This window comes from Pseudomonas sp. TUM25319, assembly GCF_056388475.1.
Map to the genome: position 1 here is coordinate 193172 of NZ_JBWJFH010000002.1, position 20712 is coordinate 213883.

28 protein-coding genes and 1 pseudogene are annotated in these 20712 nt (G+C 56.5%); 8 read left to right on the plus strand and 21 right to left on the minus strand.

What is annotated here, in order from left to right:
- Nucleotides 1-23: 23 nt before the first annotated feature.
- The gene (locus AC05QJ_RS32390; RefSeq protein ID WP_476748124.1) at nt 24-329 is read right to left on the minus strand and encodes a hypothetical protein; all 306 of its coding nucleotides are present in this window, start codon (nt 327-329) and stop codon (nt 24-26) included.
- Between the two features lie 17 nt (nt 330-346).
- Nucleotides 347-532 (minus strand): hypothetical protein, encoded by a 186-nt coding sequence (locus AC05QJ_RS32395; RefSeq protein WP_476748125.1) that lies wholly within the window; start codon nt 530-532, stop codon nt 347-349.
- Nucleotides 533-638: 106 nt separating this feature from the next.
- Between AC05QJ_RS32395 and AC05QJ_RS32400 the strand changes: the two genes are divergently transcribed.
- Nucleotides 639-899, plus strand: a complete 261-nt coding sequence (locus AC05QJ_RS32400) for a hypothetical protein (protein WP_476748126.1) — start codon at nt 639-641, stop codon at nt 897-899.
- Between the two features lie 84 nt (nt 900-983).
- Here the strand turns inward: AC05QJ_RS32400 and AC05QJ_RS32405 are convergent, their stop codons facing one another.
- A complete protein-coding gene (locus AC05QJ_RS32405) occupies nt 984-1433 on the minus strand; it encodes a hypothetical protein (RefSeq protein WP_476748127.1) in 450 nt (149 codons plus the stop codon).
- 143 nt (nt 1434-1576) lie between these two features.
- Here AC05QJ_RS32405 and AC05QJ_RS32410 point away from each other — a divergent pair, with 143 nt between their 5' ends.
- The 4 genes and pseudogenes from AC05QJ_RS32410 to AC05QJ_RS32425 all read left to right on the plus strand — a co-directional run bounded on the left by AC05QJ_RS32410 (nt 1577) and on the right by AC05QJ_RS32425 (nt 3902).
- Nucleotides 1577-1954: a hypothetical protein gene (locus tag AC05QJ_RS32410; protein ID WP_476748128.1), complete on the plus strand. Its 378-nt coding sequence runs from the start codon at nt 1577-1579 to the stop codon at nt 1952-1954.
- Nucleotides 1955-2101: 147 nt separating this feature from the next.
- Nucleotides 2102-2461, plus strand: coding sequence for a hypothetical protein (locus AC05QJ_RS32415; protein ID WP_476748129.1), 360 nt, complete (start codon nt 2102-2104; stop codon nt 2459-2461).
- Between the two features lie 14 nt (nt 2462-2475).
- Nucleotides 2476-2988 (plus strand): annotated as a pseudogene (locus AC05QJ_RS32420) (tyrosine-type recombinase/integrase); the annotation flags it as partial.
- A 428-nt stretch (nt 2989-3416) separates the two neighbouring features.
- On the plus strand, nt 3417-3902 hold the full coding sequence (locus AC05QJ_RS32425; RefSeq protein ID WP_476748130.1) for a hypothetical protein: 486 nt from the start codon (nt 3417-3419) through the stop codon (nt 3900-3902).
- Between the two features lie 1011 nt (nt 3903-4913).
- Here AC05QJ_RS32425 and AC05QJ_RS32430 read toward each other — a convergent pair.
- Nucleotides 4914-5852: a restriction endonuclease gene (locus AC05QJ_RS32430; RefSeq protein ID WP_476748131.1), complete on the minus strand. Its 939-nt coding sequence runs from the start codon at nt 5850-5852 to the stop codon at nt 4914-4916.
- A gap of 641 nt (nt 5853-6493) precedes the next feature.
- On the opposite strand from AC05QJ_RS32430, the gene AC05QJ_RS32435 reads away from it, so the two are divergent.
- Nucleotides 6494-7105 (plus strand): hypothetical protein, encoded by a 612-nt coding sequence (locus AC05QJ_RS32435; protein ID WP_476748132.1) that lies wholly within the window; start codon nt 6494-6496, stop codon nt 7103-7105.
- 472 nt (nt 7106-7577) lie between these two features.
- Nucleotides 7578-7883: a hypothetical protein gene (locus AC05QJ_RS32440; protein ID WP_476748133.1), complete on the plus strand. Its 306-nt coding sequence runs from the start codon at nt 7578-7580 to the stop codon at nt 7881-7883.
- Nucleotides 7884-8198: 315 nt separating this feature from the next.
- Here AC05QJ_RS32440 and AC05QJ_RS32445 read toward each other — a convergent pair whose 3' ends face one another.
- The 4 genes from AC05QJ_RS32445 to AC05QJ_RS32460 all read right to left on the minus strand — a co-directional run bounded on the left by AC05QJ_RS32445 (nt 8199) and on the right by AC05QJ_RS32460 (nt 10508).
- Nucleotides 8199-8360 (minus strand): hypothetical protein, encoded by a 162-nt coding sequence (locus AC05QJ_RS32445; protein WP_476748134.1) that lies wholly within the window; start codon nt 8358-8360, stop codon nt 8199-8201.
- A gap of 37 nt (nt 8361-8397) precedes the next feature.
- Nucleotides 8398-8931 (minus strand): N-acetyltransferase, encoded by a 534-nt coding sequence (locus AC05QJ_RS32450; protein WP_476748135.1) that lies wholly within the window; start codon nt 8929-8931, stop codon nt 8398-8400.
- Nucleotides 8932-9909: 978 nt separating this feature from the next.
- The gene (locus tag AC05QJ_RS32455) at nt 9910-10128 is read right to left on the minus strand and encodes a hypothetical protein (RefSeq protein WP_476748136.1); all 219 of its coding nucleotides are present in this window, start codon (nt 10126-10128) and stop codon (nt 9910-9912) included.
- 200 nt (nt 10129-10328) lie between these two features.
- Entirely contained in the window at nt 10329-10508 is a 180-nt protein-coding gene (locus AC05QJ_RS32460) for a hypothetical protein (protein WP_476748137.1), read from the minus strand.
- Between the two features lie 168 nt (nt 10509-10676).
- Here AC05QJ_RS32460 and AC05QJ_RS32465 point away from each other — a divergent pair, with 168 nt between their 5' ends.
- Nucleotides 10677-11051, plus strand: coding sequence for a hypothetical protein (locus AC05QJ_RS32465; protein ID WP_476748138.1), 375 nt, complete (start codon nt 10677-10679; stop codon nt 11049-11051).
- A gap of 138 nt (nt 11052-11189) precedes the next feature.
- Here the strand turns inward: AC05QJ_RS32465 and AC05QJ_RS32470 are convergent, their stop codons facing one another.
- From AC05QJ_RS32470 to AC05QJ_RS32530, 13 genes are all read right to left on the minus strand, one after another.
- Nucleotides 11190-11888, minus strand: coding sequence for a GNAT family N-acetyltransferase (locus AC05QJ_RS32470; protein ID WP_476748139.1), 699 nt, complete (start codon nt 11886-11888; stop codon nt 11190-11192).
- A gap of 70 nt (nt 11889-11958) precedes the next feature.
- Nucleotides 11959-12216 (minus strand): hypothetical protein, encoded by a 258-nt coding sequence (locus AC05QJ_RS32475; protein WP_476748140.1) that lies wholly within the window; start codon nt 12214-12216, stop codon nt 11959-11961.
- Between the two features lie 226 nt (nt 12217-12442).
- Complete coding sequence (locus AC05QJ_RS32480) at nt 12443-14152, minus strand: DUF4942 domain-containing protein (protein WP_476748141.1); 1710 nt, start codon at nt 14150-14152, stop codon at nt 12443-12445.
- Nucleotides 14153-14279: 127 nt separating this feature from the next.
- Complete coding sequence (locus tag AC05QJ_RS32485; protein WP_476748142.1) at nt 14280-14501, minus strand: hypothetical protein; 222 nt, start codon at nt 14499-14501, stop codon at nt 14280-14282.
- Between the two features lie 721 nt (nt 14502-15222).
- On the minus strand, nt 15223-15573 hold the full coding sequence (locus AC05QJ_RS32490) for a hypothetical protein (protein WP_476748143.1): 351 nt from the start codon (nt 15571-15573) through the stop codon (nt 15223-15225).
- A gap of 145 nt (nt 15574-15718) precedes the next feature.
- Nucleotides 15719-15976 (minus strand): hypothetical protein, encoded by a 258-nt coding sequence (locus tag AC05QJ_RS32495; RefSeq protein WP_476748144.1) that lies wholly within the window; start codon nt 15974-15976, stop codon nt 15719-15721.
- Between the two features lie 76 nt (nt 15977-16052).
- Nucleotides 16053-16622: a hypothetical protein gene (locus AC05QJ_RS32500; RefSeq protein ID WP_476748145.1), complete on the minus strand. Its 570-nt coding sequence runs from the start codon at nt 16620-16622 to the stop codon at nt 16053-16055.
- A gap of 100 nt (nt 16623-16722) precedes the next feature.
- A complete protein-coding gene (locus tag AC05QJ_RS32505) occupies nt 16723-16998 on the minus strand; it encodes a hypothetical protein (RefSeq protein ID WP_476748146.1) in 276 nt (91 codons plus the stop codon).
- Between the two features lie 200 nt (nt 16999-17198).
- The gene (locus AC05QJ_RS32510; protein WP_476748147.1) at nt 17199-17525 is read right to left on the minus strand and encodes a hypothetical protein; all 327 of its coding nucleotides are present in this window, start codon (nt 17523-17525) and stop codon (nt 17199-17201) included.
- A 58-nt stretch (nt 17526-17583) separates the two neighbouring features.
- The gene (locus tag AC05QJ_RS32515; protein WP_476748148.1) at nt 17584-17928 is read right to left on the minus strand and encodes a hypothetical protein; all 345 of its coding nucleotides are present in this window, start codon (nt 17926-17928) and stop codon (nt 17584-17586) included.
- A gap of 73 nt (nt 17929-18001) precedes the next feature.
- Nucleotides 18002-18484 carry a hypothetical protein gene (locus AC05QJ_RS32520; RefSeq protein WP_476748149.1) on the minus strand — a complete coding sequence of 161 codons (483 nt, stop codon included), beginning with the start codon at nt 18482-18484 and terminating at the stop codon, nt 18002-18004.
- A 217-nt stretch (nt 18485-18701) separates the two neighbouring features.
- The gene (locus AC05QJ_RS32525) at nt 18702-19808 is read right to left on the minus strand and encodes a hypothetical protein (protein WP_476748150.1); all 1107 of its coding nucleotides are present in this window, start codon (nt 19806-19808) and stop codon (nt 18702-18704) included.
- 88 nt (nt 19809-19896) lie between these two features.
- Nucleotides 19897-20406: an HNH endonuclease gene (locus tag AC05QJ_RS32530; RefSeq protein WP_476748151.1), complete on the minus strand. Its 510-nt coding sequence runs from the start codon at nt 20404-20406 to the stop codon at nt 19897-19899.
- Between the last annotated feature and the right edge of the window lie 306 nt (nt 20407-20712).

The window sequence follows — 20712 nt, forward strand, 5'->3', positions numbered from 1 at the left end:
TACCTGGGCAGCTATTTCCGATATCAACATGACAGGAAGCTTGGTGCCTTAACTTCGGCGTAGTGTGTCACTACACCATCCTCGGGCACCCGGCCAAAATTGACAGAATCGACAGCATCGAAATAGGGCAACCCGTCATGATCTTGCTCGACTGTCGCCAGGACAGCTGAGCGCACAAGCTCCCCCGTGTACCGACCAACCGTCCTGCCATCGTCATCTGCATCTATATCAACGTCAGGTGCTTCAACCAGTAGCCAAAACAAGCCCGACTCATAGTCCTCGTAGTTGAATGCCTTCCACTCAGCGTTGGTGATCGTCAGCTTGTCCATTGTCACGCTTTCCTTGATTAAGCCATCGGATCGGGAAGGTCTTCGGGCAGGTTTGCGTCGCTACCCGGTACCTTGGGGCGTTCTTGGCAATAGATCGACGCTATATCCTCGGTTTCACCACCGCATTCAGGGCAGTGACTTGCATCAGTCTCGTGGTGCTTGCCCTGCCAGCTGCATGCGTGGCACTCGTAGGTGGCACTCATCGTCGTTTTCCTCGAATCCGTTTACTTGATGCTGCCACCGGCTGCGAGGATTGCAACACGCACGGCTTCCAGTTTCTCTTTCGGCACGGCAACGGAGAGGTAGACCGTGTTCTGCTACAACGTCGCCCTTTTTGGCCACGGTAACGCCTACCCGACCACCGATGTGCGCCGGTTGATCCTGAAAGTGGAGCGGAGCCGGCGGAACCTAATGAATGTGCTGCATCTGGTGGACGGCGTGCAGGACGCTTGGCGCCGTCACGTCGAAGGCCAGCAGCAGAGCCTCTTCGCGCTCAAACAGGTGCTGGCCAGCGAGCAGCATCGCGGGGTGATCGAGGTCGTGCCGTACCCGAACGTGCCGCACTACTGACTACCCTCCCCCTCTGGCGTAAAACCCGTGCCGCAGGCATAAAAAAAGCCGGGGTAATCCCCGGCTCTTTCCTGACAACGCCGATCAAGCGTCGGGCTCGCCACCTTGACTGATGAACAGCTCATCCGAACCGTTCAGATAGTGGCCAAGTTTGGCACTGATCAGTTCCTCGAAGACGCCATCTTTATAAATGATCCGGGCCGAGTCGCCATTGTGGAAAACAACGGAGTGCACCGTAGTATCACCTTCAAAGCTGGTGGTGAAAGAGGCAACTTGCGAAAGATCATGAATACCAACCGACTTGGGTTTGGTAATCAGTCGAATTCCACCGTGCTCCATAAGTTGGAACTGGAAACCACTTTCACGAGTTACCTGAATACCACCTTCAACCTTTTCGATCCGGTTGCCGCCGGCATCAAGTTCGAAGTTGCCCGCCGCATCGACATTCAACGTGGCGTTTTCCACCTTCAACACCGAGCTGCCATCGTCGTTCTTCGTCCACTGGGGGATCTGACCTGCCTGGATATCGTTCATGCGTCACTGCTCCTGGGCGACAGCCCGGATTGGCTGCCTCATGGCGATATGGTGGCGATTTGGCGGAAAACAAGCGCAGCGGCCGGCTGGGTGCGTTTGTGGTGATAAAATACGTTATCACCACAAAGCCCATGGAGGGCTCCATGCCATCATCCAAGCCGCGTCCCCACCTGTTCACCGTCGCCTACGACCGCAGTTACGATTGCCTCACCTGCGAAACCGAACACCTGGTACTCCATGACGACCTCGACAGCCGCACCTGGTGCTGCAAGACCTGTGGCCAGCCGGTGCAGATCCTCGTCGCCGGCAGCGACGGCCAGGCCTTCGTCGTCGAACGCCGCCCGGCGCGCACGCTCAAGCGCAACGACTTCGTTGCCCTGGAGCACGACCCGTCCCAGCTGCACCGGGTGAACACCTCCGGCCCGGGCCTGGGCCAGGGCAACCTGTGGCATCTGGCCCTGGACGGCCACGGCAGCCAGCGCGTCGACCCCGAACGCTTCTACAACTGCATCGCCGGCTGATCGAGCAGCTGATCGACCAGCTGCTCGATGCCTTGGCCAGCACACCGCCGGCAGCGCCGCGAGCGGTCAGCTTTAAAGCAAGGTCACAATAGTATTCAACGACTTACACGCTCCGGCCTGACCGGGGAAGCCACCACGGATGACACCATGCCAATCAGCGACCACGACCAGCTTTACACCTGTCCGACCTGCTCCTGGGAAACCGCCGACACCCAGCACCTCGATCCGCGCACCTGGTTGTGCAGCACCTGCCAACGCTCGGTTCACATTCTGATGCGCGATGGCCACGGCCGTGGCTGCATCGTCCAGCGCGTGCCCGCACAGCGCGTGGAAGTCGGCGACGAACTCTACTATGACGGCGGCAGCGGCCTGGCCCCGGCGCAGGTGCGCGCCTCGGCCAAGGCCACCGGCAAGGGCAGCGCCGGCCTCTGGTCGTTGTCGCTGAGCGGCCCGTATCAGTTGACGGTGGACCCACGCCGCTACTACAACCGGATCCTGCTGGCATGACCGGCCAGAATCTGGACCACCGGCTGAACGCTCCTGCAGGAAAATGGCCGGCACTACCAGTGCCGAACGAGTGGGCGAGCGAAGGCAAGACCCCGGCACTGGGCGACGACCAGGTCAAGCGCTTGCTCGATGCGCCGCCAACCGAAACCCTCAAGGGTGCTCGCGACCGGGCCGTGCTCGCCGTGCTGCTGTACCACGGTCTGCGCCGCGAGGAAGCCGCGCAACTGCACACCGGCGACCTGCTGCAGCGCCGCGGCATCAAGCACCTGCGCATCAAGGCCAAGGGCGGCAAGGTGCGCTACCTGCCCCTGCATCCGGTCGCGGCCGAGCGCATCCACCAGTACCTGGAGCTGGACACCACTCGGGACGAAGGCAACACGCCGCTGTTTCGCTCGATCCGCGGCCGTAGCATCGGCGCCGGCATCACCGCCAACGGCATATATATGCTGGTGGACCACTGGACCCTGGTCGCCGGCATCGTCGTCGCCGGGCAGAGCGTGCACGGCCTGCGCGCCACGGCCGCGACACCAACTCCTACGGTGTAGCGGCCCAGTCAATGCCCGCAACCAGCTGCAGTACCTGGCGGTAGCTGTTCAAGGCGTCTATCGCATCCTACAGGTGCAGGTCGCTCATTACTTGACCGGTTAACTCAACCGGGACAGGGCTGCTGGGTGGAGTGGAGAAGAACCTTTTCGAGTGCCATCAGAGAGCACATCCCTTGTGCAACTGGACGCCAGTAAAAAATCCGACAACTTCACCAACTGATGGTCCCGCTCAGGATGATGCCCAAGTCTGCCCCTTGGTTGGGGCTCGACTGGCGCTGTCACTCTCCGGCCCCATGAGAAAATTCTCGTCCGATTGGGGGATATGTTCGGTCGCATTGATGATCCCCTACATGCCCAGGATGAAGCCAAAGCAGGCTTTGGCCCAGAGTCGCAGCAATTAGGACCCCTCAATGACCATTATCCAGCAACACGAGAGCCCGGCTGAACACGCGCCGATCATCTTCCTCAACCAATGTGGCCAGATACCTTGGAGCGGCCGCCACCAGTCTGCTTTCACCGGACTGGAGGTGATTGACCTCCTTCAGTTCTGTGAAGATGAGGGCCATCGCCAGGGGTTCAATGATGCTAACAAGGACCGCATTGGCAGCCGGGTAGAAGCACCATTCCACGCAGCGTTCATGAACGGCTTCCCCAAAAAGCTTTGGGAAAGCGCCTACTGGGGCGGTGTGCACGAGCAATGCGATTCCACTCCGGAAGCAATTGAGCTTGAGGTTCAGAAAATCCTGAGTAGTCCCGACACGAGTCACTGGCTTAGTGAGGCGCTGGCCAGCGCACTCACGCGTGACTGCGCGGATGCGGTGAACGATGCCGAACATCTCGGTGACATGCTGAGACGACGCTTCAATGCCACAGTAATGGCCAGCAGCGCTGGTTAAGAAGATCTCCGTCCCAAACCTGCAGGACGAATCAAACTTCATGTCAGTTGGAATCCGCGGCTGTTCTGCCTGGGTGGGAGCTCTTGGCCGTAGGTACTGTTGCACTTTGGCACATGGCCCAGGCGAGCAGTAGGAAATCGAACGTGAGTCCTCCCCAGCTCCCATTCAGTAATCGCTGATACAAGGGTGCTACAGCGCCAGCATAGGAGAAAGTCAATGCAAATCGACCCGATCAAAGAGCAGGAACGGCTTCGGCTCAACAGGGAGTACTTCGAAGAAGGCTGTGCGTGTATTAACACGACCAAAACCCTACAGCCGTGTCCGACAAACATGCCTGACATCAAGGCCGTGGAGTTTTACGAGAAGCATTGTACGTGCACCCGAAACTATGTTTCGAGCTGATCCGGACTGGAGCAGCCTAGGGCTACGCTGCTGTCCTGGTCTGCACTCTATCGCTCAAACATGTTGCTCAACTAACTCCGGACGCGAACGATGGCTGATGACTTGTACACGCTGATCCTGTTGGCTCTTACCTTTCTCCCCATCCCCGCTTTACCTCAACAGCAGCCAGGTCGTCAGCCCCATGGCGTGGCTACCTGTAACCGCCCGTCCCCGTGGCAGATCCGGCTCCCTGACGGAAGCCGACAGGGCCGCCTTGACTGAACATCGGCACATTGCGCCGACTTACATTCCCCAGGCCGATTGCGACGCCGACTTCATCAGAGCTACTGAAAGGTGACCGCCACCGGCCAGTGGATGCCAAGCGCTATCCAACTGATGGCGCCAGGTGAGGTCACCGAGGCCCAGTTCAGACAGCCCTCTTTCCAGGTGGTGTCGCTGGCACCGCTAGCGGTACTGCTATCCGTGAAGATGAGTCCCTGGTTGCCAAGTATTCGAGCCGCATCTACCTAATCGAATTTGGGGCTCATTGCACCACATCACCAGGAAGCGAGAATGCCATCAACATCTCCGGCGAACCAGGCAGTCATGGCGGTTCACTCCGAAGTGAGATCAGCCCTCAATCTGCCGAGTGCCACGGCAAGCCGGGAAATTGAGACATCCCAGGAATACATTGCTTGCAATCCCGTTGTTCATGGCTTTGGCGTATCGAGGGGTCATTCCCCCTCCACAGCGTGGGCAAGACAGCAACTGCTTGTTCTTGGTGGACTGGGCTTGGCGCTCATCAACTGCCTCGCCGTTCAACACTACTGCCGGCTCACTTATCGCTTGATCCGCAGCGGGTTCCGAGTTGCCTCCGGGCAATGCGTGCCCCTTCTCAGATGCTGGCTTGAACCACTCGACAAGCCGCTCCCCGTCCACAAGACTCACGTTCGTTGCACGAGCAAACTTCCAAGCGTCCTTGGTGAATCCACCTGAGGTCACCACGAAGCCTCCCGCGGCGCCTCGAGCAGACATGACGCCATAGAGCTCGCGTACCACCTGAACACTTACCTTGGCTGCTCTCCACTGTTTGCATTGGACCAGGAACATTTCCCCTCCTTTGCGTAGGACCAGGTCGACGCCGCCGTCCGGACCTTTCACGGTTTCCTCAACCCTGTAGCCCTGCTTTCTGAAAGCTTCGCCAATCATGTGCTCAAACTGCTCCCAGGTCAGATTCCGCAAAACCATTCCCGGCTGCTTGGAATTCGAAATGCTGTTGAACTTGCGCGTCCTTATCGCACGTTGCAACCACCCCATAATTCCACCTAGCACGAAGACGGTTGGTATGACGTACTGGCCAATAAAAGCAAACAGCCTGAGGAAGTAGTCCACGAGTACCTGAGCAAGCTCACCGCTTTGCGCATGTTGCATCGTGGGTAATTGGGAGCCGGCGTAATACCGCAGCAGGGCAAAAGCCCCGCCAGCAATCACCAAATTCGCCCATAGGGGCATCTTCATGGCGATGCTCAGCAGGTCATCAAGAGTTGAGGTGTTACGGCGCCTGGCCATACGATGCTCCGCAAGAAAAAAGTCATCTTGGCGGATAGAGTCAGGCTTTAGCTGGCAATCAGCGCCCTCCAAAGGGTCACTCCTTCCCAGGGGCTGACTCCTAGCCCTCGTGGTCAAGAGTGAACATCCGGTCCGATACTCACAGAAGAACCTTCTACCTCTCAATCACGGACCACGACAGCAAGGGCACCTGAGGTCACCCGCAACAGAAGAAGGATGTACCTTCACTTCAAACCCGAAGCTCTGGGGCCGGTACGGCACTTGCAATCCCGTGGTCGTGTTGTTTTATGTCGGTGTCGGCTCTTGAGTTAGTCGAGTGCAAGATTTCACCCGAAGCGCTAATCACAAAGCATACGCCGATCACTGAATTCTTAAGCTTCGAATCGCGCACTTTCGCCGGTTCTCCCGAGCCCCCGCCATGCGGGGTTGCGGCCGTGGAGAGGCGCGACATTCGCGCCCGCGCAGTGGGTAGAGAAGAGATGGAGTTTAGTTGGCAAGCGTCATTCCACTCCGGAATGTCGGCCACGTCCGACCTTCGTGCAGCAGTCGACGAAGGCGTACCTGTTGGGGTTGTTGCAACGTTGTTGGACACACTCAAAATGATCAGAGTACTTCCCCGTCACCTCGACGCCGGAGGTGCTGTGTTCATTGACTCTGGGGCTTTTACTGCTTTCCAGAAGGGTGATTCGGTGAACTGGTCAAAGGTGTTCTCAGCCTATGAAACAGTACTGGGCCACACCGATCGGCCTGATGGTTTGAGCATCGTCGCTCCTGACGTCATCGGCGATCAGACCGAAACTCTCGCGCTGTGGGAGGTGCACGCAAATCGCGTTGGTGCCTGGATCGCCCGCGGTGCTCGCGTGGTCGTCCCACTGCAGCGAGGGAAGCTATCAGCCGGCACGATGCTCGCTCATGCTATACGCATCTTTCAAACTGACCGGTTTTGCGCGGGTATCCCATCGAACCTGGCGGCGATGACCGCCGAGGACTGTTCGACGCTACACCACCATGACTTCCATGTCCTTGGACGAGTAATCCTGACTCCAGAACTGACAGTCAAAATGCAGGCCCTATTGGCAAATAATCCAGATGCCAAGTACACCGCTGATGCCAACTGGATGCGGTCGCGGATTCAGAAAATCAGCCGTGTCGCGCAAACCTTTCGGCATGAACCGACACGGAATCCGTTTGATACGTCACGAGCTCGCGCGGTTCGATCTGTGCTACGTGAAGAAGCCTACCCACACACCTAGATCAGAATGGGAGATACCTAGAATGACCAGTCATTCTGGACGCAACCCATCCACCAGGTTGCGGCGTAACCAGACTTGGGTGCATTAGCTACACCGAAGCGGGTCACTGGCAGGTTGACCCGCAAGCCGTGCAGAAGATGTTCCGCCTGCCGGCGGAAGCCCAGTAATCGAGCCGACTGCGAACAACGGAGAAAATATCCAGCCGCCAAATAGCCCGGTCTGCCGGGCGATTTGCGCAAAGCTCGCAGATCCTCGTCGCGTTCGCGAAATAGCTGCGACTTCTGATGGCAATTGTTGCGACTGTCTTAAAATTTTTTGCAAATAGATGCGACTGGCCTAAACCATTTTCCATGACGTTTGGACTTGAGCTTCCACCTGGGCTCCATAGGCGCACTACACTTGAACCCCTCCCGATCCAGGTCGAGGCCCCCACCATCCAGATGCACGACTGTGCCCAGCAGGCCTTCCACCCATGGAAAGAAAAGGCGCACAACCTGGCAAAGCTGGTATAGCCACTCAAAAAGTCGTTGCCCCCTCAAGCCTGCTGCCGTGCTTATCTGTCGCAGCTATTTCCAAAATTTCGCATTTATTTCGAAAGCCTCCAAGCGGTCTTCTCTTGGCCCCGGGCGAGATCCGCAGGGTGCAACTGAGCCTTGCTATCGATGTGTTGTACTTTGGACCGGGGCGCATGAACATTCGTGATGAAGGCGCTGGATGCAGCCTGCACGAGGCTACCCAGCACTTGCTGGTGGCGCTTCACGCGACGCACCAACATTAATCAGGCCTGCATGGTAGAGGAGAGTTTGCACGGCCTTCGTCACTTACCACTGTGCATACCAGGGCCAGCCTGCAAACTATGCCGGCAAATGGAGTGCAGATGGTGAATCGCGCCACTAGCGCACCGGGTGTGTCAGTGATCGCCAAGACTTGAGGTGGGTTGTTCATCGGCACGGCATGGCCGACGAATCGCAGGCAGTCTGTTCATGCTAGGCACCGCCACTCAACCTGAGGAACTTGAGGTCGGCCTAAAAAGCGGGCATAAAAAAAGCTGCCTTAAAGGCAGCTTTTCGGAGAAGATCGGTGAACAGATAACTTAGCCAGCCAAGCGGCCTACAGGTTCGAATTCACGACCTTTGGACAGCGCCACATCAAGGAATCGGCTGCGTTTGGCAGTACGCGACGCCAGCGTGGCACGTGCTTCGGCCTGGAAACGAGCAGCCATCATTGGCTTTGGTTCGTGCTTTGGCTTTTGCATGGAAACCCCTCGGGCCTCAAAATTTAAGTGGATAGTATTACTGCTCGACCGCAATAACAAGTCGGCCTGTCGGGTCGTGCGTAAAGCCAAGGCTTTCGTACAACGGAATAGCACCTGCAGCTGGCTCCTGGACCTCGATCTCAGAACACCCAATCAGCAGAGCGTAGTTTTCAATTGCAGTCAGCGCCAGTGCGGCAACAGCTCCTCGCAAAGGATGGGTGCGGTCTGGCTTGCCTTCAAGAATCACAATTTTGATGCAAAGCTTGCTTTTTCGGGGAGTGGCATAACACAACCCGCACAGTTCTTGAGCAAACCAGAGCGAGATGTCAAATCCTCGAGTGTCCTTTTGCTTCCAATCGTGTACGTCATCCCACGGGTACAGAGTGGCCTCATCCCCCCAGAGATAGGACGCTTCGATAGCACTTTGCGTAATTGGCTCGAAGCGTATCTCCGACGTGTCAACGCCACGGTCAATGAGGTTCTGGTTTTCATTCACTAAATCCTGTGCAGCCTTACGTGCTTCGGATCGGCAAACCTGATAGCGGTAGTCGTTGCCTCGATGCTTGGACATGGTCAACCAGCTGGTAATACTGAGCCTGAAATTGTAACCCAACAGTAAGGTATCTGGGGGTGCCTGACTCTGTAATCCGGGAAGATTGTTTTTTCGCCCTACTCAATCCCAAGCACCGAAACTGTCTGCCGATTCCCCATCCGCTGGGCGATCGGCTGGAACAGCTTAGCGACGTTAAGCGCTGTCACCGGACGACCCATCGAAACTGGTGTCCTGGACATCAGCGTTGGCGAGCAACTCAGGTGTTCTGCCTCATGCCTCTACCGCTCGCTAGACGAGGCCCAGTTGTCACTTGAATCAGAGTCACAGGCCAGAGGCCTGCCAGTAGCCGGGTTGTAGCGAACGAACGTGCTTCCTCTGTAGCGCTCAATCAGTCTCACAACCTGTATGCGGTTGATGCAGTAGATTCTGTATCTCACACCAAACTGTTCAAAACCTGCGTTGTGCCCACCACTGCAACGTAGCGCCAGGCCCTGAGCATCAAGCAGTGCTGCAACTGGGCTCCCTAAACGAGTCAGGTAGCTGACCCCATCCACGCAAGTCGTCATTGAGGCCAGCTCAACCTGAGAGACAGTCACGCCTGGCAGTTCAAGCTGTTTAGGCGGCTGAGGACCAAAGAACGTGAAAAGGGAATAGCCACCAAGGCCGCAGATCACTATTGCGCAACCGACTTTCCGGAGCGCTTGGCTGACTGGGTGTTTCGGATTCACTGCCATGGTGAACTCCAAGCAGTCAAAAAAAACAGGCGACGCATCTTATACCCTCCAGAGTTAGCGAACAGCACCACCGGTGCCGGCGGTATTGTCACGAACCTCGGGAGCCATGTATTGGCAATCTGTCACCTGGAAAGGGCCCAATACACCGGACTTCCAGCGCTTTCGTGCAAAGGGAGTTCACCTTGTGCCGGGCGATCGGCTGAAACATCTTATCGGCATTATCCACAGTCGCCGGACCACCCAAAGCATGGCGTCCTGTGCATCAGCGCTGGCTTGCAGCATCCTGCGAAGCCACCATCGATCGAATGACTGATCCACCCACAATGCCAGGAACGACAGCAAAACCGAGCATCGTCATCCGAATTAAGTCACTTTGGAAGCCGAATTCGCGAAGGAACTCTTCTCCAGGCCTGACCCAAAGAAGAAGTGCGGCGGCGATTGCGAAAGCAATGAGGTTGCTGCATTGGTAGATGACTTTCATAGCAAAACCCTTGGTCGATTCTTTGATTTTGGTGAGATGGCCCGGTTAACCGGGCCAGTGGCTTAAATTGCTAACACAACCGGCGATCTGCACCACCGGTGCCGCTAGTATTATCCCTAGCTTTAGGGGCCATTCATTGGCAATTTGCCACCTGGGAAGGGCCGGTTACCCGGGTCCCCTCCACTCTCGCGCCGAGGGAATTAAGACCAGTCTGGGTGTTCGGGGTCGACCAGGGCCCGGCCAGAAACGACCATTTGCTTGCCCGTGTCGATTCGGGAGACAACCCAGTTACCGGGAGCGCCGTAGGTGGTCTCCTCAATCGTTCGCACGAGGTTGCCGCTCTTTACGAATCGATAGGTCGTTTCAGGTTTGATAGGCATGTGATCCTCCTGCATCTGTAGCGGTCTCCCCTTCCTGGACTCAAGCACCGATGCGTGGTGACCGGATCGATCCCGATAGTCGACGTCACCAAGTGTAGCGCTGAGGGCCATTTCCACCTACGCTGCTATGCGAAATTTATGGCTGACATTTTCAAAGGAGAACTACCGGTGGACAAGCAAAAACTCCAGCAAATCGCGGCGTTCGCCGCCGATGAGAAACGACTGAACGCGGCCTTTGATAATGTGATTGAAGGCATCGAACGCGGCCGCATCCGGGGTGATGACTTTCCGATCGCAGCTGCACCGCTCAGAGCGGGCGGACTGAAGGATAACCGGGAGTTTGTGGCACGATACCTGGAGCAGTGTGCTGGACTGACGCTCAGCCCAGACCAAAAGCTCGAGCTCGATGACACGATAAACGCTCTTCCTCCAGGTGCGAGCATTGAACAGCTGTACCTTGCCCTTGATCAGGCTCCATCACTGGCAAGCTTCACCGCGGCCCTGCGAAAAGCCCAAGCCGAATCGGTAGATGCCCCACACTGAGGCTGGCCTTCGGTCATGCCCCTCTCCAGGGCCTGTGGATCGCACTACGGTCAGTCCTGGGCGTGATGCTCGCGCCCTCACCTCCTGCTGCAACCTCCCGTTTCACGGCCTGGAGCAGTCGCTGCGATATGCCTGAAGTCACTCTGGGGCTTGGACAGCTTTAGGACGGGCGTCAACGAATACCTTAGCCCGTTGCGCAAGCTGCGCAACGTGGCGTTCAAGCTGTTTCTCAGCCTGGATCATTGCCCTGAGCCCCCAGCGCTGCACCAGAGCGCTGTGATGCTCCCTGACTTCGCTCGACTCGTAGATCGGCTTCACGTCAAGAACAGCCATCAGCCCTGGAGTGCTCGCCGAACGCGTGTTCATCACCACCTGAGTGTTGTGCGAGTCCAACACCTGAAGGCCAAGTGACTCGTAGAACGGTACCTTTTTGATCTGGCAGGTGAGCTCAGTGTGTGGGTGCTGTCCGATCAGCATCTTCATCAACTGGGTACCAATTCCGCGACGGCGATGGGATTGCTTGACGGCCATGTAGTTGACCCCGCACGCCTCAGGGTGCGTAGGCACTGGAGAGTACAGGAGGAACCCGACTACTTCATGCGGCGCCGCGTCGTCGAATGCCACCAGGAGCTCTACCGGCTCACTAGCAACTTTGCCAATGCGGCTGATGTACACCCCAATTTCGGTAGGAAGCGCCCAACGATAGATCTCGTAGAGATGATTGCTGGGCGGTACAGCGACCATGCTCAGGTCGGTGATGTTGTCCTCCACGAGCCTGAGTACTTTCTCGCCGATAACTTGGCTGGGTGGAGTGGCATGGTAGCGCGTGATGCTCATTCGGGTGATTTCCTTGTCGTTGAGGTTGGATGACAGATATGCGGGCTGATAATAGAACGGAGCCCAGCGCCTAATTGGAGAAGGCTTTCGCCTGCTGTTCAATTGGCTGGCACCTCTTTTCGAGGCCTACGAGGTCCCGGCGTCGGATCTCGATCGCATTGCGGTTGGCCTGCCTGAGCAGTTTAGCGGCACAGTCTGACCCGGCCATTGCCGCTTGAATTTCGGGTACCGTTGCAGCCTCAAAAGTGCTTGCGACCGACAGCACTCCAGCTGCAGCCGATACGCAGCCGGCGAGAGCTGCTCCGATGAGCGTGACTTTGCTTTTCATGGTCATTCCTCTTTCGTTCCGATGTGAGCGGCCGGCTTCATTGTTCAGGCCACCTGGGAACACTGTGGTCAGGCTTTCGGCACCCATCGCGTCACAGCCCAGTAACTGGAATTTTCCCACAGTCGAGAATCGCGCAAGCTCCAATCCTGCCCTATAGGTGGCACGAGTCCTGGGCTGGCAATTGAGGCTAGCAAGCGGCCTCGATGCCTCATTTTCCCGGCCAGGGTCAGGCCGTTTTGCGCCTCGCCACCAGGATAACGACCGATACTGCAGTGCCAGCGAAGGCGTTTTCGATTACACCGGACCACTCCAGTTCGAAGCCTGGGAGCAAATCCTTGTGCTTCGCGCTGGCCGGCAGAACCGCAGTGATCTGACCGTCATCAGTCAGCAACTCTGCTGCAGCGTTCAGATGTGACAACCAGCGGCCTTCGCTGAACGGTGGGTTGCATACGATCCGGTCGAATCGCTCATCAGTCGTGCTCGCCCACTCAAGGAAATCAGCCTGGGTGACATCGAAGCCTTTCGCTGCAAGCACCTTGCAATGCAACTCGCTGATCTCGATGCAGCGGGTCTGGTCCTTGGGCATGTGATCGGCCAGGCCGCCGACGCCAGCCTGCGGCTCGAGGCAGGAATGTCCCTCCTGGATGTCAGCCAGATCGACAACCTGCACAGCGAGACTATCGGGGGTTGGGTAGAACTGATGCCCTTTGGTATCCGGGATGCAGCCGCTGATGATGACCTCATCGAGCGCCTCGCGCGGGTCGAAAGCGAACTCAAACCATACATGCGCATTCTTGTTATGGCGCACCCCACCGATCATGGCCAGGACCTTTTCTGCCTCAGCCTGGGCTGCCGCGTTACGATCGCCATAGAACTGGAGGGCGTAGGGGTTTGCCGTCAGCGGCTGCCGTGGTTCCTGCCAGCGATCGTATTTCACAGGTTTGTTTGGCTCAGATCGCATAGCCGAGAGCATGGCGATCACCGGGAATGGCAACGGTTTCCCGAAAACCTTGTGCTGTTTGCCCTTGGCTTTTGGCTTGGTGCGGAAGCTCGCCGGGATGGCCGATGGGTAGATGCTGGCCAATACCGCATTGAGTCGCCATGCCATTTCCGGATGGACCTCGATATGGCAGGTACCTTTTTTGAACAGCTTCATGCGCAGGGTGCCGCCATCGACGTCGAACCATTCGCCCGTACGACGACGGAACGCGGTCAAAAGCGGTTGAGTATCACCGTGTTTCGGCTCCTCCCGCCCCATGAATTTGGCGATGATGCAGCGCAGGTCATTCAGGTAACCAGAGCGGTCATGATCGATGGTGTCATAACTGGTGATCATGTTGGCGACGATCAACCGATTGCCGAAGGCGCCGGGCTGGTTGGTGACATGGTCGCCGGACAGTGCCCGGAATATACCGTCGACCCTTTCAGCAAAAAACCTTGAGCGCGACAGCAGCAAATCGTTGAGAGTTGACCTCACACTCCTCTCTTCGAAATCAGGCAGAGGGTGGATCTCCCATTCTTCCTCGACCTGTTCCGACGACCCCCGCCTGTGAGCCCTCTTGCCCAATGGGTTGCGAATCTGTTCCTGCCACTCGGATCGGCGTTTCTGGGGCATACAATCATAGACGTCTGTCAGTGCCAAGGCCTTACCCCAGTAGGACGCGTTGAGCGATCCTATGGCCGGCTCCAACTGCATAAGATTCGCGATGTTGGTGGTGTAGTAGCGTCCCTGTTCGCTGGTGTTGCCCTCCATGAAGTGATGGAGCGCCACGCTGTAGCCACCACCCGTCATCATCTCGTGCAGCTGCTCGATGCGGACGCGTTCGGCTTGGTAACCACCAATCAGACCGTCCACTAGGTCAGAAGAAACCGGGGCGAAGAACTCGCAAGCGTCCTCGACGAGGTCACCAATCTGGGCGTGGGAGAGGTCAGTCATGGGCAGTATCTCGAAAAAGTTTCAGTACTGGCGAAGCCCCCAGTGAAGGAGGCGTGATTGTCGTCAGCGTAAAATCGAAGGTTCTTCTAGGCGGCTGGAAATGGCGCAGGGCGTACCTGGTCGACCGTCAGGAATAGACGTACTTGATGTTGTAAACCGGGATCTCGTGGAACTTGCGGCCACAGGCATCGTCTGCGACAAAGCAGCCGCTGACGTCGTCGGTGAAGTCAACGCCAAGCCGGCCACGATCTTCGCTACGGATGACGCCCTTTGCCCCGACGGTGGCGATCAGCTCGCCATGCAGGTTTCGGTAGTCTTTTTGAATCTCAACATTCTTGAACTGGGTCATGTCTCGGCAAACTCTGCAATCCGACTTCATGAAAAAAGTCTCTCCTGAGAAGTCGAATATGCAAGGGGCAGCAAAGACATTTTTATCGAGTGCTTACGGCCGGCCGGGCTGTAGAGTAGTGACACGCACAAGCGTCCTTGATCCCTGGCCAGGAATCGTGGTTCAGACCGCGCGGAGCATTGACCGTCCGCAGGGTCTCGAACGACATTCCCGATCAGTTCTGGGGGCGGTAATGTTCGAAGTTTTACCCCGCGATTGGCTGAGCTCGCGCCAGCTGGTCTGGCTGAGTTTCAACATGAGCGCATCACGTGCATCGTCAGATTCTGACGCTCCGTTGGCGATGAGCACCGATAGCCAGATACAGCCCTGGCTATGATCCTGTGGTGCGCTTCGCCCGAAGGCATACGCAAGGCCTAGGCGTGTCCGCCCTTCAGCAAGCCCCTGCTCTGCAGCTTCGCTGTACCAAACGAACGGCAGGGCTCGTGAAGCGCATAAACCTCGGTCGTGGTGATTGCCGAACTTGAACTGGGCCGGCGCTAAGCCCTGCTCTGCTGCGCGCGGAACCAGTTGGAGGCAAGCTTGGAATCCTGCGGCACATATTGCCCCTTGGCATAGTGCCCCGCATGGGTAACTGGGTCGCCGCAAGGTCTTGCGAGGCAGCTTTTTCTTATATCTGAGCTGATCAGGCGCGCTTTTAACCTATGGGTGTAGATCGCCCGCGCTATTTCTTCTCACCGAATCCCCTGGCAAGGTCTGGAATGTTCAGCGAATACCGTTCGCCCTCTTTTGCCATGGCGAATTTGTCGTACACCGCCTGGCGGGTTCGAGGACCATAGTCTTTCTCGACAGCGCGGAGAATCCGCTTACCGGTGTAGGCCGAGTAGAAAGGGAGCGCGGAAAAGGTCAGTATCAGGGAGCCCCCGATCCAGAGCGGGATTGGAACAACCCCATTGAACTGTTTGATGGTGAACCCTACTGTCACGAGAGTCATCAACCAGGGGAATCCAAAATAGCCAATGGGGTTCCCGAGGGTAAAAGCAATTTGGCGTAGCACTTTGTTTGAATAGCTCATGGTGTTCCTCAAACCTTCAGCCAGGCCCAGCGTTCGACGGCTGGGCTTGGGGCGCAACTGAGTGGGTTTTCCTTGAATTTTTCGTCTCTCGACAGCCGCTTACCTGAAGCGGCTCTTGAGAGAGCCCGGCAAGCCGGGCTAATGGTCAGTAGTTCAGCTCAGCCAGTGATTTTTGGTCAACCGTGAGCCAAACGCTACGCCCCTTCACTTTGGTGCACACCTGAGTGATGCCTTTAGCGAGGCTGGCGAGCTCGCCCTGCTCGTAGATGTAGCCTGCTGCAACACACTGACCTGGTTTCAGGTCGCTCACGTTCTGCGTGAACTTCCGCTCAACGCCATCGGCAACGGCCAATGAACATGCAGCGACTGCCATAACACCAATGCAGGCTCGTACTTTCGTCATTCCAACATCCTCTTCGTACTTACGGGACGGCGTCCGGCCGCAACGGGGCGCTATGAGCGCCAGACTGTTTTCCTGCTTACTTCGACGGTTTGTGCAACTGATCGGCGCCGATGAAAACCGACTCGGGAGCCTCGGGCCATTCGCGGCGGATCACATCAAAATCACCTTGGTTCCAAAGTCGCAGGAACTGCATGCCATCATCATCGTCCAGGGCGAACTGGATTGCTGCGGCAGCCGGATCCTCTGCCAAAACTGGTGAAGTCTGCATCTGCAGAAATGCGCCGAGGAATCCACCTATCGGCCTGACCTTCGCCTTTGGCAGCGCGCGGTAGTTCTTCAAACCACCTGCTGCGATCACTAGAGAGGCCTCATTCGAGGCAACGATTGCGAAACCGGCAAGGCTCACGTAGATCGCGCACGCACTCAAAATGCTGCTGATGATCTCAAGGGTGCTGCTGTCCAGCGTGCTCATGTCAGCGATGTTCAGCATTACAGGCGCTACGCCAAAGACCCCCAAAAGACCGTTGAGCGGATGGTCATCACCATAAGTGAAGAAGCGCACCAGTAACCAGAGAGAGCCCGCAAACAGTGCGACGCCAAGGCAGAACATCGCTACCTGGGCGAACACTGAAAGAATCTTTTTCATCGTATTTTCCTGCTTGATCCTGGGCACACTTACAGTGCCTCTCTACGGTCTCGGACCCACGTTTTGACGGCGGTGCTTGGGCGTACCTGGGCGATTTCCGTTAGCTGGTTGGTTGCTGTGCGCCGAACACGGAGGCGATGACTTGGGCCGGGGTTTGACCTGCTTCAAAGCATTTGATGTAAGCGGCATCGGGGTTGTCCGGCGTTCCGGCCAGCTCTGGGTGACCATATTGCCCGCCCAGATTGTTCACATCCCGTATCCACTGACGCCGTTCTTCTGCGCACTTTCGCTCGAACGCCCGCCACCAGTGGTAAACCGAGACTAGGCCGACTACACCTGCACAAAACATTACGTAGGAAATAGGGTCATTGAACATCTTTAAGTCCTTTACTGTTTTCCTGGTCGATCTTGGAGCGCGAAGACCGCGCCTCAGGGTTCAACATTTTACCTCCCACTAACCTTGTGAAAGGCAGTATCGGCTCCAGTAACTGGGCCAGATAATTGGCCGTTCTTTTGGCGTGTCTTGTCCTCCGTATACGCGTGCAGGATTGCTACCGGGCCCCACCCGCACACCCGTCAGAACTGCATCAGGTACTGCCCACATTCAGCCAAAGGAGGCAGCGGTGTAACTTCCACCGACGCACTCATGGGGTCATGCGTCCGGGCAGCACCGTTTAGCCTGGCAATCAACGCTTCAGGGTTGTTCAGGATCTCGCGTAGCCCCAGACGGTGCAGTTGGTTTCCGATCCGGAGCATGCGGTCCCATTCGGAATGACCGCCTTTCTTGAACGAGACCACGCCAAAGCGAGCCAGGTAGTGCACGGCCTCAGACGGCGCCACGTCTGCATGTGGGCCGTAATATTCAAGGGCACGGTCGAGCTCGAACTCATAAAAGAGCTCCACCGCTTCAGGTCCGCGGCGCTGACAAAGCAAAAAGCCCCACCGACGGCGGGGCTTTTGCTTAGTTGTTGGACATAACCACCACCAGATGTTCGCGCAGGACCGTTTGAACACAGCCGTGCCGCTCACTCAAGGCGGTCTTCAGTTTCTCGACAACTGCACTCCAATAAGGCATGTCGCTATCGGTGCCTTCACCACTGAGACTGGGGTCGACGAAGACTACGACATCGGCCAAGTCGTCTGGATCGATTGGACCTTTCTTGTTGTGCCATGTCATGACCTGCGAGCTGTTTACGAAATCCTGGAATCCAGGATCAGCGAACAACTCGGGCACCACCAGCTTGATTCCGAAAATGAATCGGGCTTCGCTGGCCATGATGGCTTGGTCAACTGCTGAATTATTCATAGCTACTCCTGCTCTGGTAAGTAGGAGGCCAAGCCCTAAAGGGGCTTGGACCCCCTAGGGTTATGGATCTGGATCAGAACTCGATGGTGCCGTTTGCAACCAAGGCAGCACGAATGCCGTCGAAGGTTGCTTGCTGACAGATATCCGCACTTGCTCCATCCGGCACATCCGTATAGGTGGCACTGATGATTTCACCAGGCTCCAGATCCTGGACCAACTCTTTCGCCAAATCGTCGAATGAGAGGCCGTTGGTATTGCACACGCGCTCGGAATAGGCTTCTAGGACGGCTGATACCACCCCCGCTGTGACTTTGCACGGCGGCTCACCGAAAACCTCAGGCTGCCCGAGTACAGTCGCGCTATCTACTGAACTTTCCCCTGGGAAGTGCACACCCTTGTCTTCCTCCTGCCAACCAGGAAGAGCGACCACCAAGGTGAGGTTTTCGTGCATCGCTGCGGCAGACGCAAAAGCGTTCTGAGCATGGTCAGCCAGGACATGGTAGGAAACGATCTGACCACTTGCCTCGTTGATCGCGATGACAGTGAATTTTTGCATGTGAAGCTCCTTCAGTTCTTGGAAGGAGCCCAATCCCCATAGGGGCTTGAGCCCCTGATGGGTTTGTGTGAGGTGCTTATTCGACCGAGGTCGGGCAAAGCTGGCCACATGTGCCCGTATGGCACGTAAAGTCTGCAGTGTATCACCAGCGATCTGCAGGAAAGCAATGGGCTAATGCAGAAGGTAAGTAGTGCCTGTACGTAGCCACATCGTAAAATTACGCGTCATCATCCTCGTGCACCATCTGCATGAACCATCCTGTTTCTTCGTTCTTGGCTTGTACAAATTTCACCACATCATCAGGGAAATCATCCGGTTCGTAGCCAGAGAGATAGATACTCGATAGCGCACTGAAAGAACCATCAATGTCCTCGACTGCCGGATGACCCTGGTGGATATCTGTTACATGGTCATTGAGTTCAAGAAGCGTGCCTAGGCTGTTGCACTGCAGGTTGAAATAAAGATCCTGCCACTCGTTCGCCTCACCGTTATAGACACTTCCAGCATGGCAATACCATCGACCGTCGATGATTTTCATGCATGGCCATCGCATTAGCATCAGCGCAAAATCCGCGAAGTCACTCCATGTAGCCATGTAATCACCGACACATGCCGCTCTTTGAAGGCGCTGAGTGCGCTCAACAGGTTCACCCTCGATTGCCGGCGGAAGACTCAAGGGAGTTATATAAACTGGAACCTGCCCTAAAATCTGGTCAAAAATGACGAAAGATGCCTCATCAAAATCGGGGATTTCGTCTATCTCTTCGTACTCCCAGCCCAAGGCTTCAAATATACCGGTCCAAAGCAGAGGCTCTGTATCACCGCATAGGGCCAGCGCTAATCTGGTTCGACTTGGCTCACACATAAGGTCGAATAATCCAGGCTGCCTGTGCGCTTCAGCATATTGATGACCCATATCACTCTGTGCGAACTCATGAGCGAAGGACTCAAGCGTTTGGAGTTGATCAGCACTCAACTCCATTTCGTCCTCCAATGTGAAGGACTTCCAAGGCAGGCCAGAAGTAGGGCAAATCATACTTACGATGAAGACAGCGAAGGCGGGATCAAATTCATGCCCACCAACGAGTACCTTGAGGTGGTGGCTCATGCGGGCTCGAGCAACCTCAACACTCACCTTTTCATCAACTGGTGAGGGAGGTAGAGCTTCGACCGCATACGTCATGATCTCCCACCCCCCGAAACCGCAGAGGTTCGCGAGCATCATTGCTGCTTTTTCCTTTGGCAGTCCCGCGCAGCGGCTACAAATATCGACCCACTCCCTGGCTCTGTCTATTGAGCTCAAAATAAACGGCTCTTCGGTCACGTGAGACCTCCTGATCGTGGAGTGTGTTGACGGCTCTATGGCTGCAGCTTCCACATAGACTCAGAAGTCAAATGGGTCAGAATTCACTCTAGCTGATATGCCCGTGCCCGGCTTGGGGCAGGTCCACGCCCTGCAAAAGTGCCCGCTCTCGGAGCTTCACCTTTTCGATCACCGCGAGGTGCCCCGCTGCGTGATTACATGGTCGACAGGCCAGCACAAGATTCGCGTAGCAATCAGTACCGCCGTCCCGACGGGAGAGAAGGTGCTCTAAGGTCATGTTCTCCCTTTCCATAGGCCTGATGCAAAAGAAACAGTCATCTCCGTCACGCCTCCTAAGGGCAGCGACTTTTTTCCGCCGTTTACGGCCGGCCTCTTTGTCTTGGGATTCAGGAGAAGGTTCTTCTAAAGGTGGTGATAGTGGCTCAGAGAGTAGCCGTAGGCACGACTGATCAGAATCCCCTTCCCATCTGGCGCGACCTTTGGACAGCAGCTTGGTTGCTCTGGTCAAGGTTGTGGCCGCGAGTGCTTGGCCATCCATTCCGACCACTCTGATCACACGATAAGGCGAGACTTCTGGCGCGTTTGATTCTTCTGTCATGGGTCAAGGTCTCAAATCTGACTGATTGAGATCTTCCCGGTATTCAAGTGCTTGTGTACTTGAGTTGGCACCTCTTGAGACACTCCTTGCCCGGTACCAGTGTGCAGGCGGCAATAAGGAACAGGTGCACCGGCACCTGTTCCTCCCTTGGTCACGAGTTGCTGGCGGACTCGGCCTGACGGCGCTTGGCCGAGCTTGGCCGGTACCGCGGTGCTTCATCGACCAGAAGTTGTTGCGTCACAGGAAGAATGAACCTACAGCTAGTGATCCCATTAAGCCCCAACCCAAACCGAAAGTACTAGGAAA

What these genes read in the sequence shown, in the direction of transcription:
- AC05QJ_RS32440 (WP_476748133.1), top strand. Translation starts at nt 7,578, where the DNA reads ATGGAAAGAAAAGGCGCACAACCTGGCAAAGCTGGTATAGCCACTCAA.
- AC05QJ_RS32515 (WP_476748148.1), bottom strand. Translation starts at nt 17,928, where the DNA reads ATGAATAATTCAGCAGTTGACCAAGCCATCATGGCCAGCGAAGCCCGA.
- AC05QJ_RS32505 (WP_476748146.1), bottom strand. Translation starts at nt 16,998, where the DNA reads ATGTTCAATGACCCTATTTCCTACGTAATGTTTTGTGCAGGTGTAGTC.
- AC05QJ_RS32395 (WP_476748125.1), bottom strand. Translation starts at nt 532, where the DNA reads ATGAGTGCCACCTACGAGTGCCACGCATGCAGCTGGCAGGGCAAGCAC.
- AC05QJ_RS32500 (WP_476748145.1), bottom strand. Translation starts at nt 16,622, where the DNA reads ATGAAAAAGATTCTTTCAGTGTTCGCCCAGGTAGCGATGTTCTGCCTT.
- AC05QJ_RS32470 (WP_476748139.1), bottom strand. Translation starts at nt 11,888, where the DNA reads ATGAGCATCACGCGCTACCATGCCACTCCACCCAGCCAAGTTATCGGC.
- AC05QJ_RS32485 (WP_476748142.1), bottom strand. Translation starts at nt 14,501, where the DNA reads ATGACCCAGTTCAAGAATGTTGAGATTCAAAAAGACTACCGAAACCTG.
- AC05QJ_RS32475 (WP_476748140.1), bottom strand. Translation starts at nt 12,216, where the DNA reads ATGAAAAGCAAAGTCACGCTCATCGGAGCAGCTCTCGCCGGCTGCGTA.
- AC05QJ_RS32425 (WP_476748130.1), top strand. Translation starts at nt 3,417, where the DNA reads ATGACCATTATCCAGCAACACGAGAGCCCGGCTGAACACGCGCCGATC.
- AC05QJ_RS32415 (WP_476748129.1), top strand. Translation starts at nt 2,102, where the DNA reads ATGCCAATCAGCGACCACGACCAGCTTTACACCTGTCCGACCTGCTCC.
- AC05QJ_RS32450 (WP_476748135.1), bottom strand. Translation starts at nt 8,931, where the DNA reads ATGTCCAAGCATCGAGGCAACGACTACCGCTATCAGGTTTGCCGATCC.
- AC05QJ_RS32460 (WP_476748137.1), bottom strand. Translation starts at nt 10,508, where the DNA reads ATGCCTATCAAACCTGAAACGACCTATCGATTCGTAAAGAGCGGCAAC.
- AC05QJ_RS32530 (WP_476748151.1), bottom strand. Translation starts at nt 20,406, where the DNA reads ATGACAGAAGAATCAAACGCGCCAGAAGTCTCGCCTTATCGTGTGATC.
- AC05QJ_RS32490 (WP_476748143.1), bottom strand. Translation starts at nt 15,573, where the DNA reads ATGAGCTATTCAAACAAAGTGCTACGCCAAATTGCTTTTACCCTCGGG.
- AC05QJ_RS32390 (WP_476748124.1), bottom strand. Translation starts at nt 329, where the DNA reads ATGGACAAGCTGACGATCACCAACGCTGAGTGGAAGGCATTCAACTAC.
- AC05QJ_RS32520 (WP_476748149.1), bottom strand. Translation starts at nt 18,484, where the DNA reads ATGCAAAAATTCACTGTCATCGCGATCAACGAGGCAAGTGGTCAGATC.
- AC05QJ_RS32455 (WP_476748136.1), bottom strand. Translation starts at nt 10,128, where the DNA reads ATGAAAGTCATCTACCAATGCAGCAACCTCATTGCTTTCGCAATCGCC.
- AC05QJ_RS32430 (WP_476748131.1), bottom strand. Translation starts at nt 5,852, where the DNA reads ATGGCCAGGCGCCGTAACACCTCAACTCTTGATGACCTGCTGAGCATC.
- AC05QJ_RS32495 (WP_476748144.1), bottom strand. Translation starts at nt 15,976, where the DNA reads ATGACGAAAGTACGAGCCTGCATTGGTGTTATGGCAGTCGCTGCATGT.
- AC05QJ_RS32410 (WP_476748128.1), top strand. Translation starts at nt 1,577, where the DNA reads ATGCCATCATCCAAGCCGCGTCCCCACCTGTTCACCGTCGCCTACGAC.
- AC05QJ_RS32445 (WP_476748134.1), bottom strand. Translation starts at nt 8,360, where the DNA reads ATGCAAAAGCCAAAGCACGAACCAAAGCCAATGATGGCTGCTCGTTTC.
- AC05QJ_RS32480 (WP_476748141.1), bottom strand. Translation starts at nt 14,152, where the DNA reads ATGACTGACCTCTCCCACGCCCAGATTGGTGACCTCGTCGAGGACGCT.
- AC05QJ_RS32405 (WP_476748127.1), bottom strand. Translation starts at nt 1,433, where the DNA reads ATGAACGATATCCAGGCAGGTCAGATCCCCCAGTGGACGAAGAACGAC.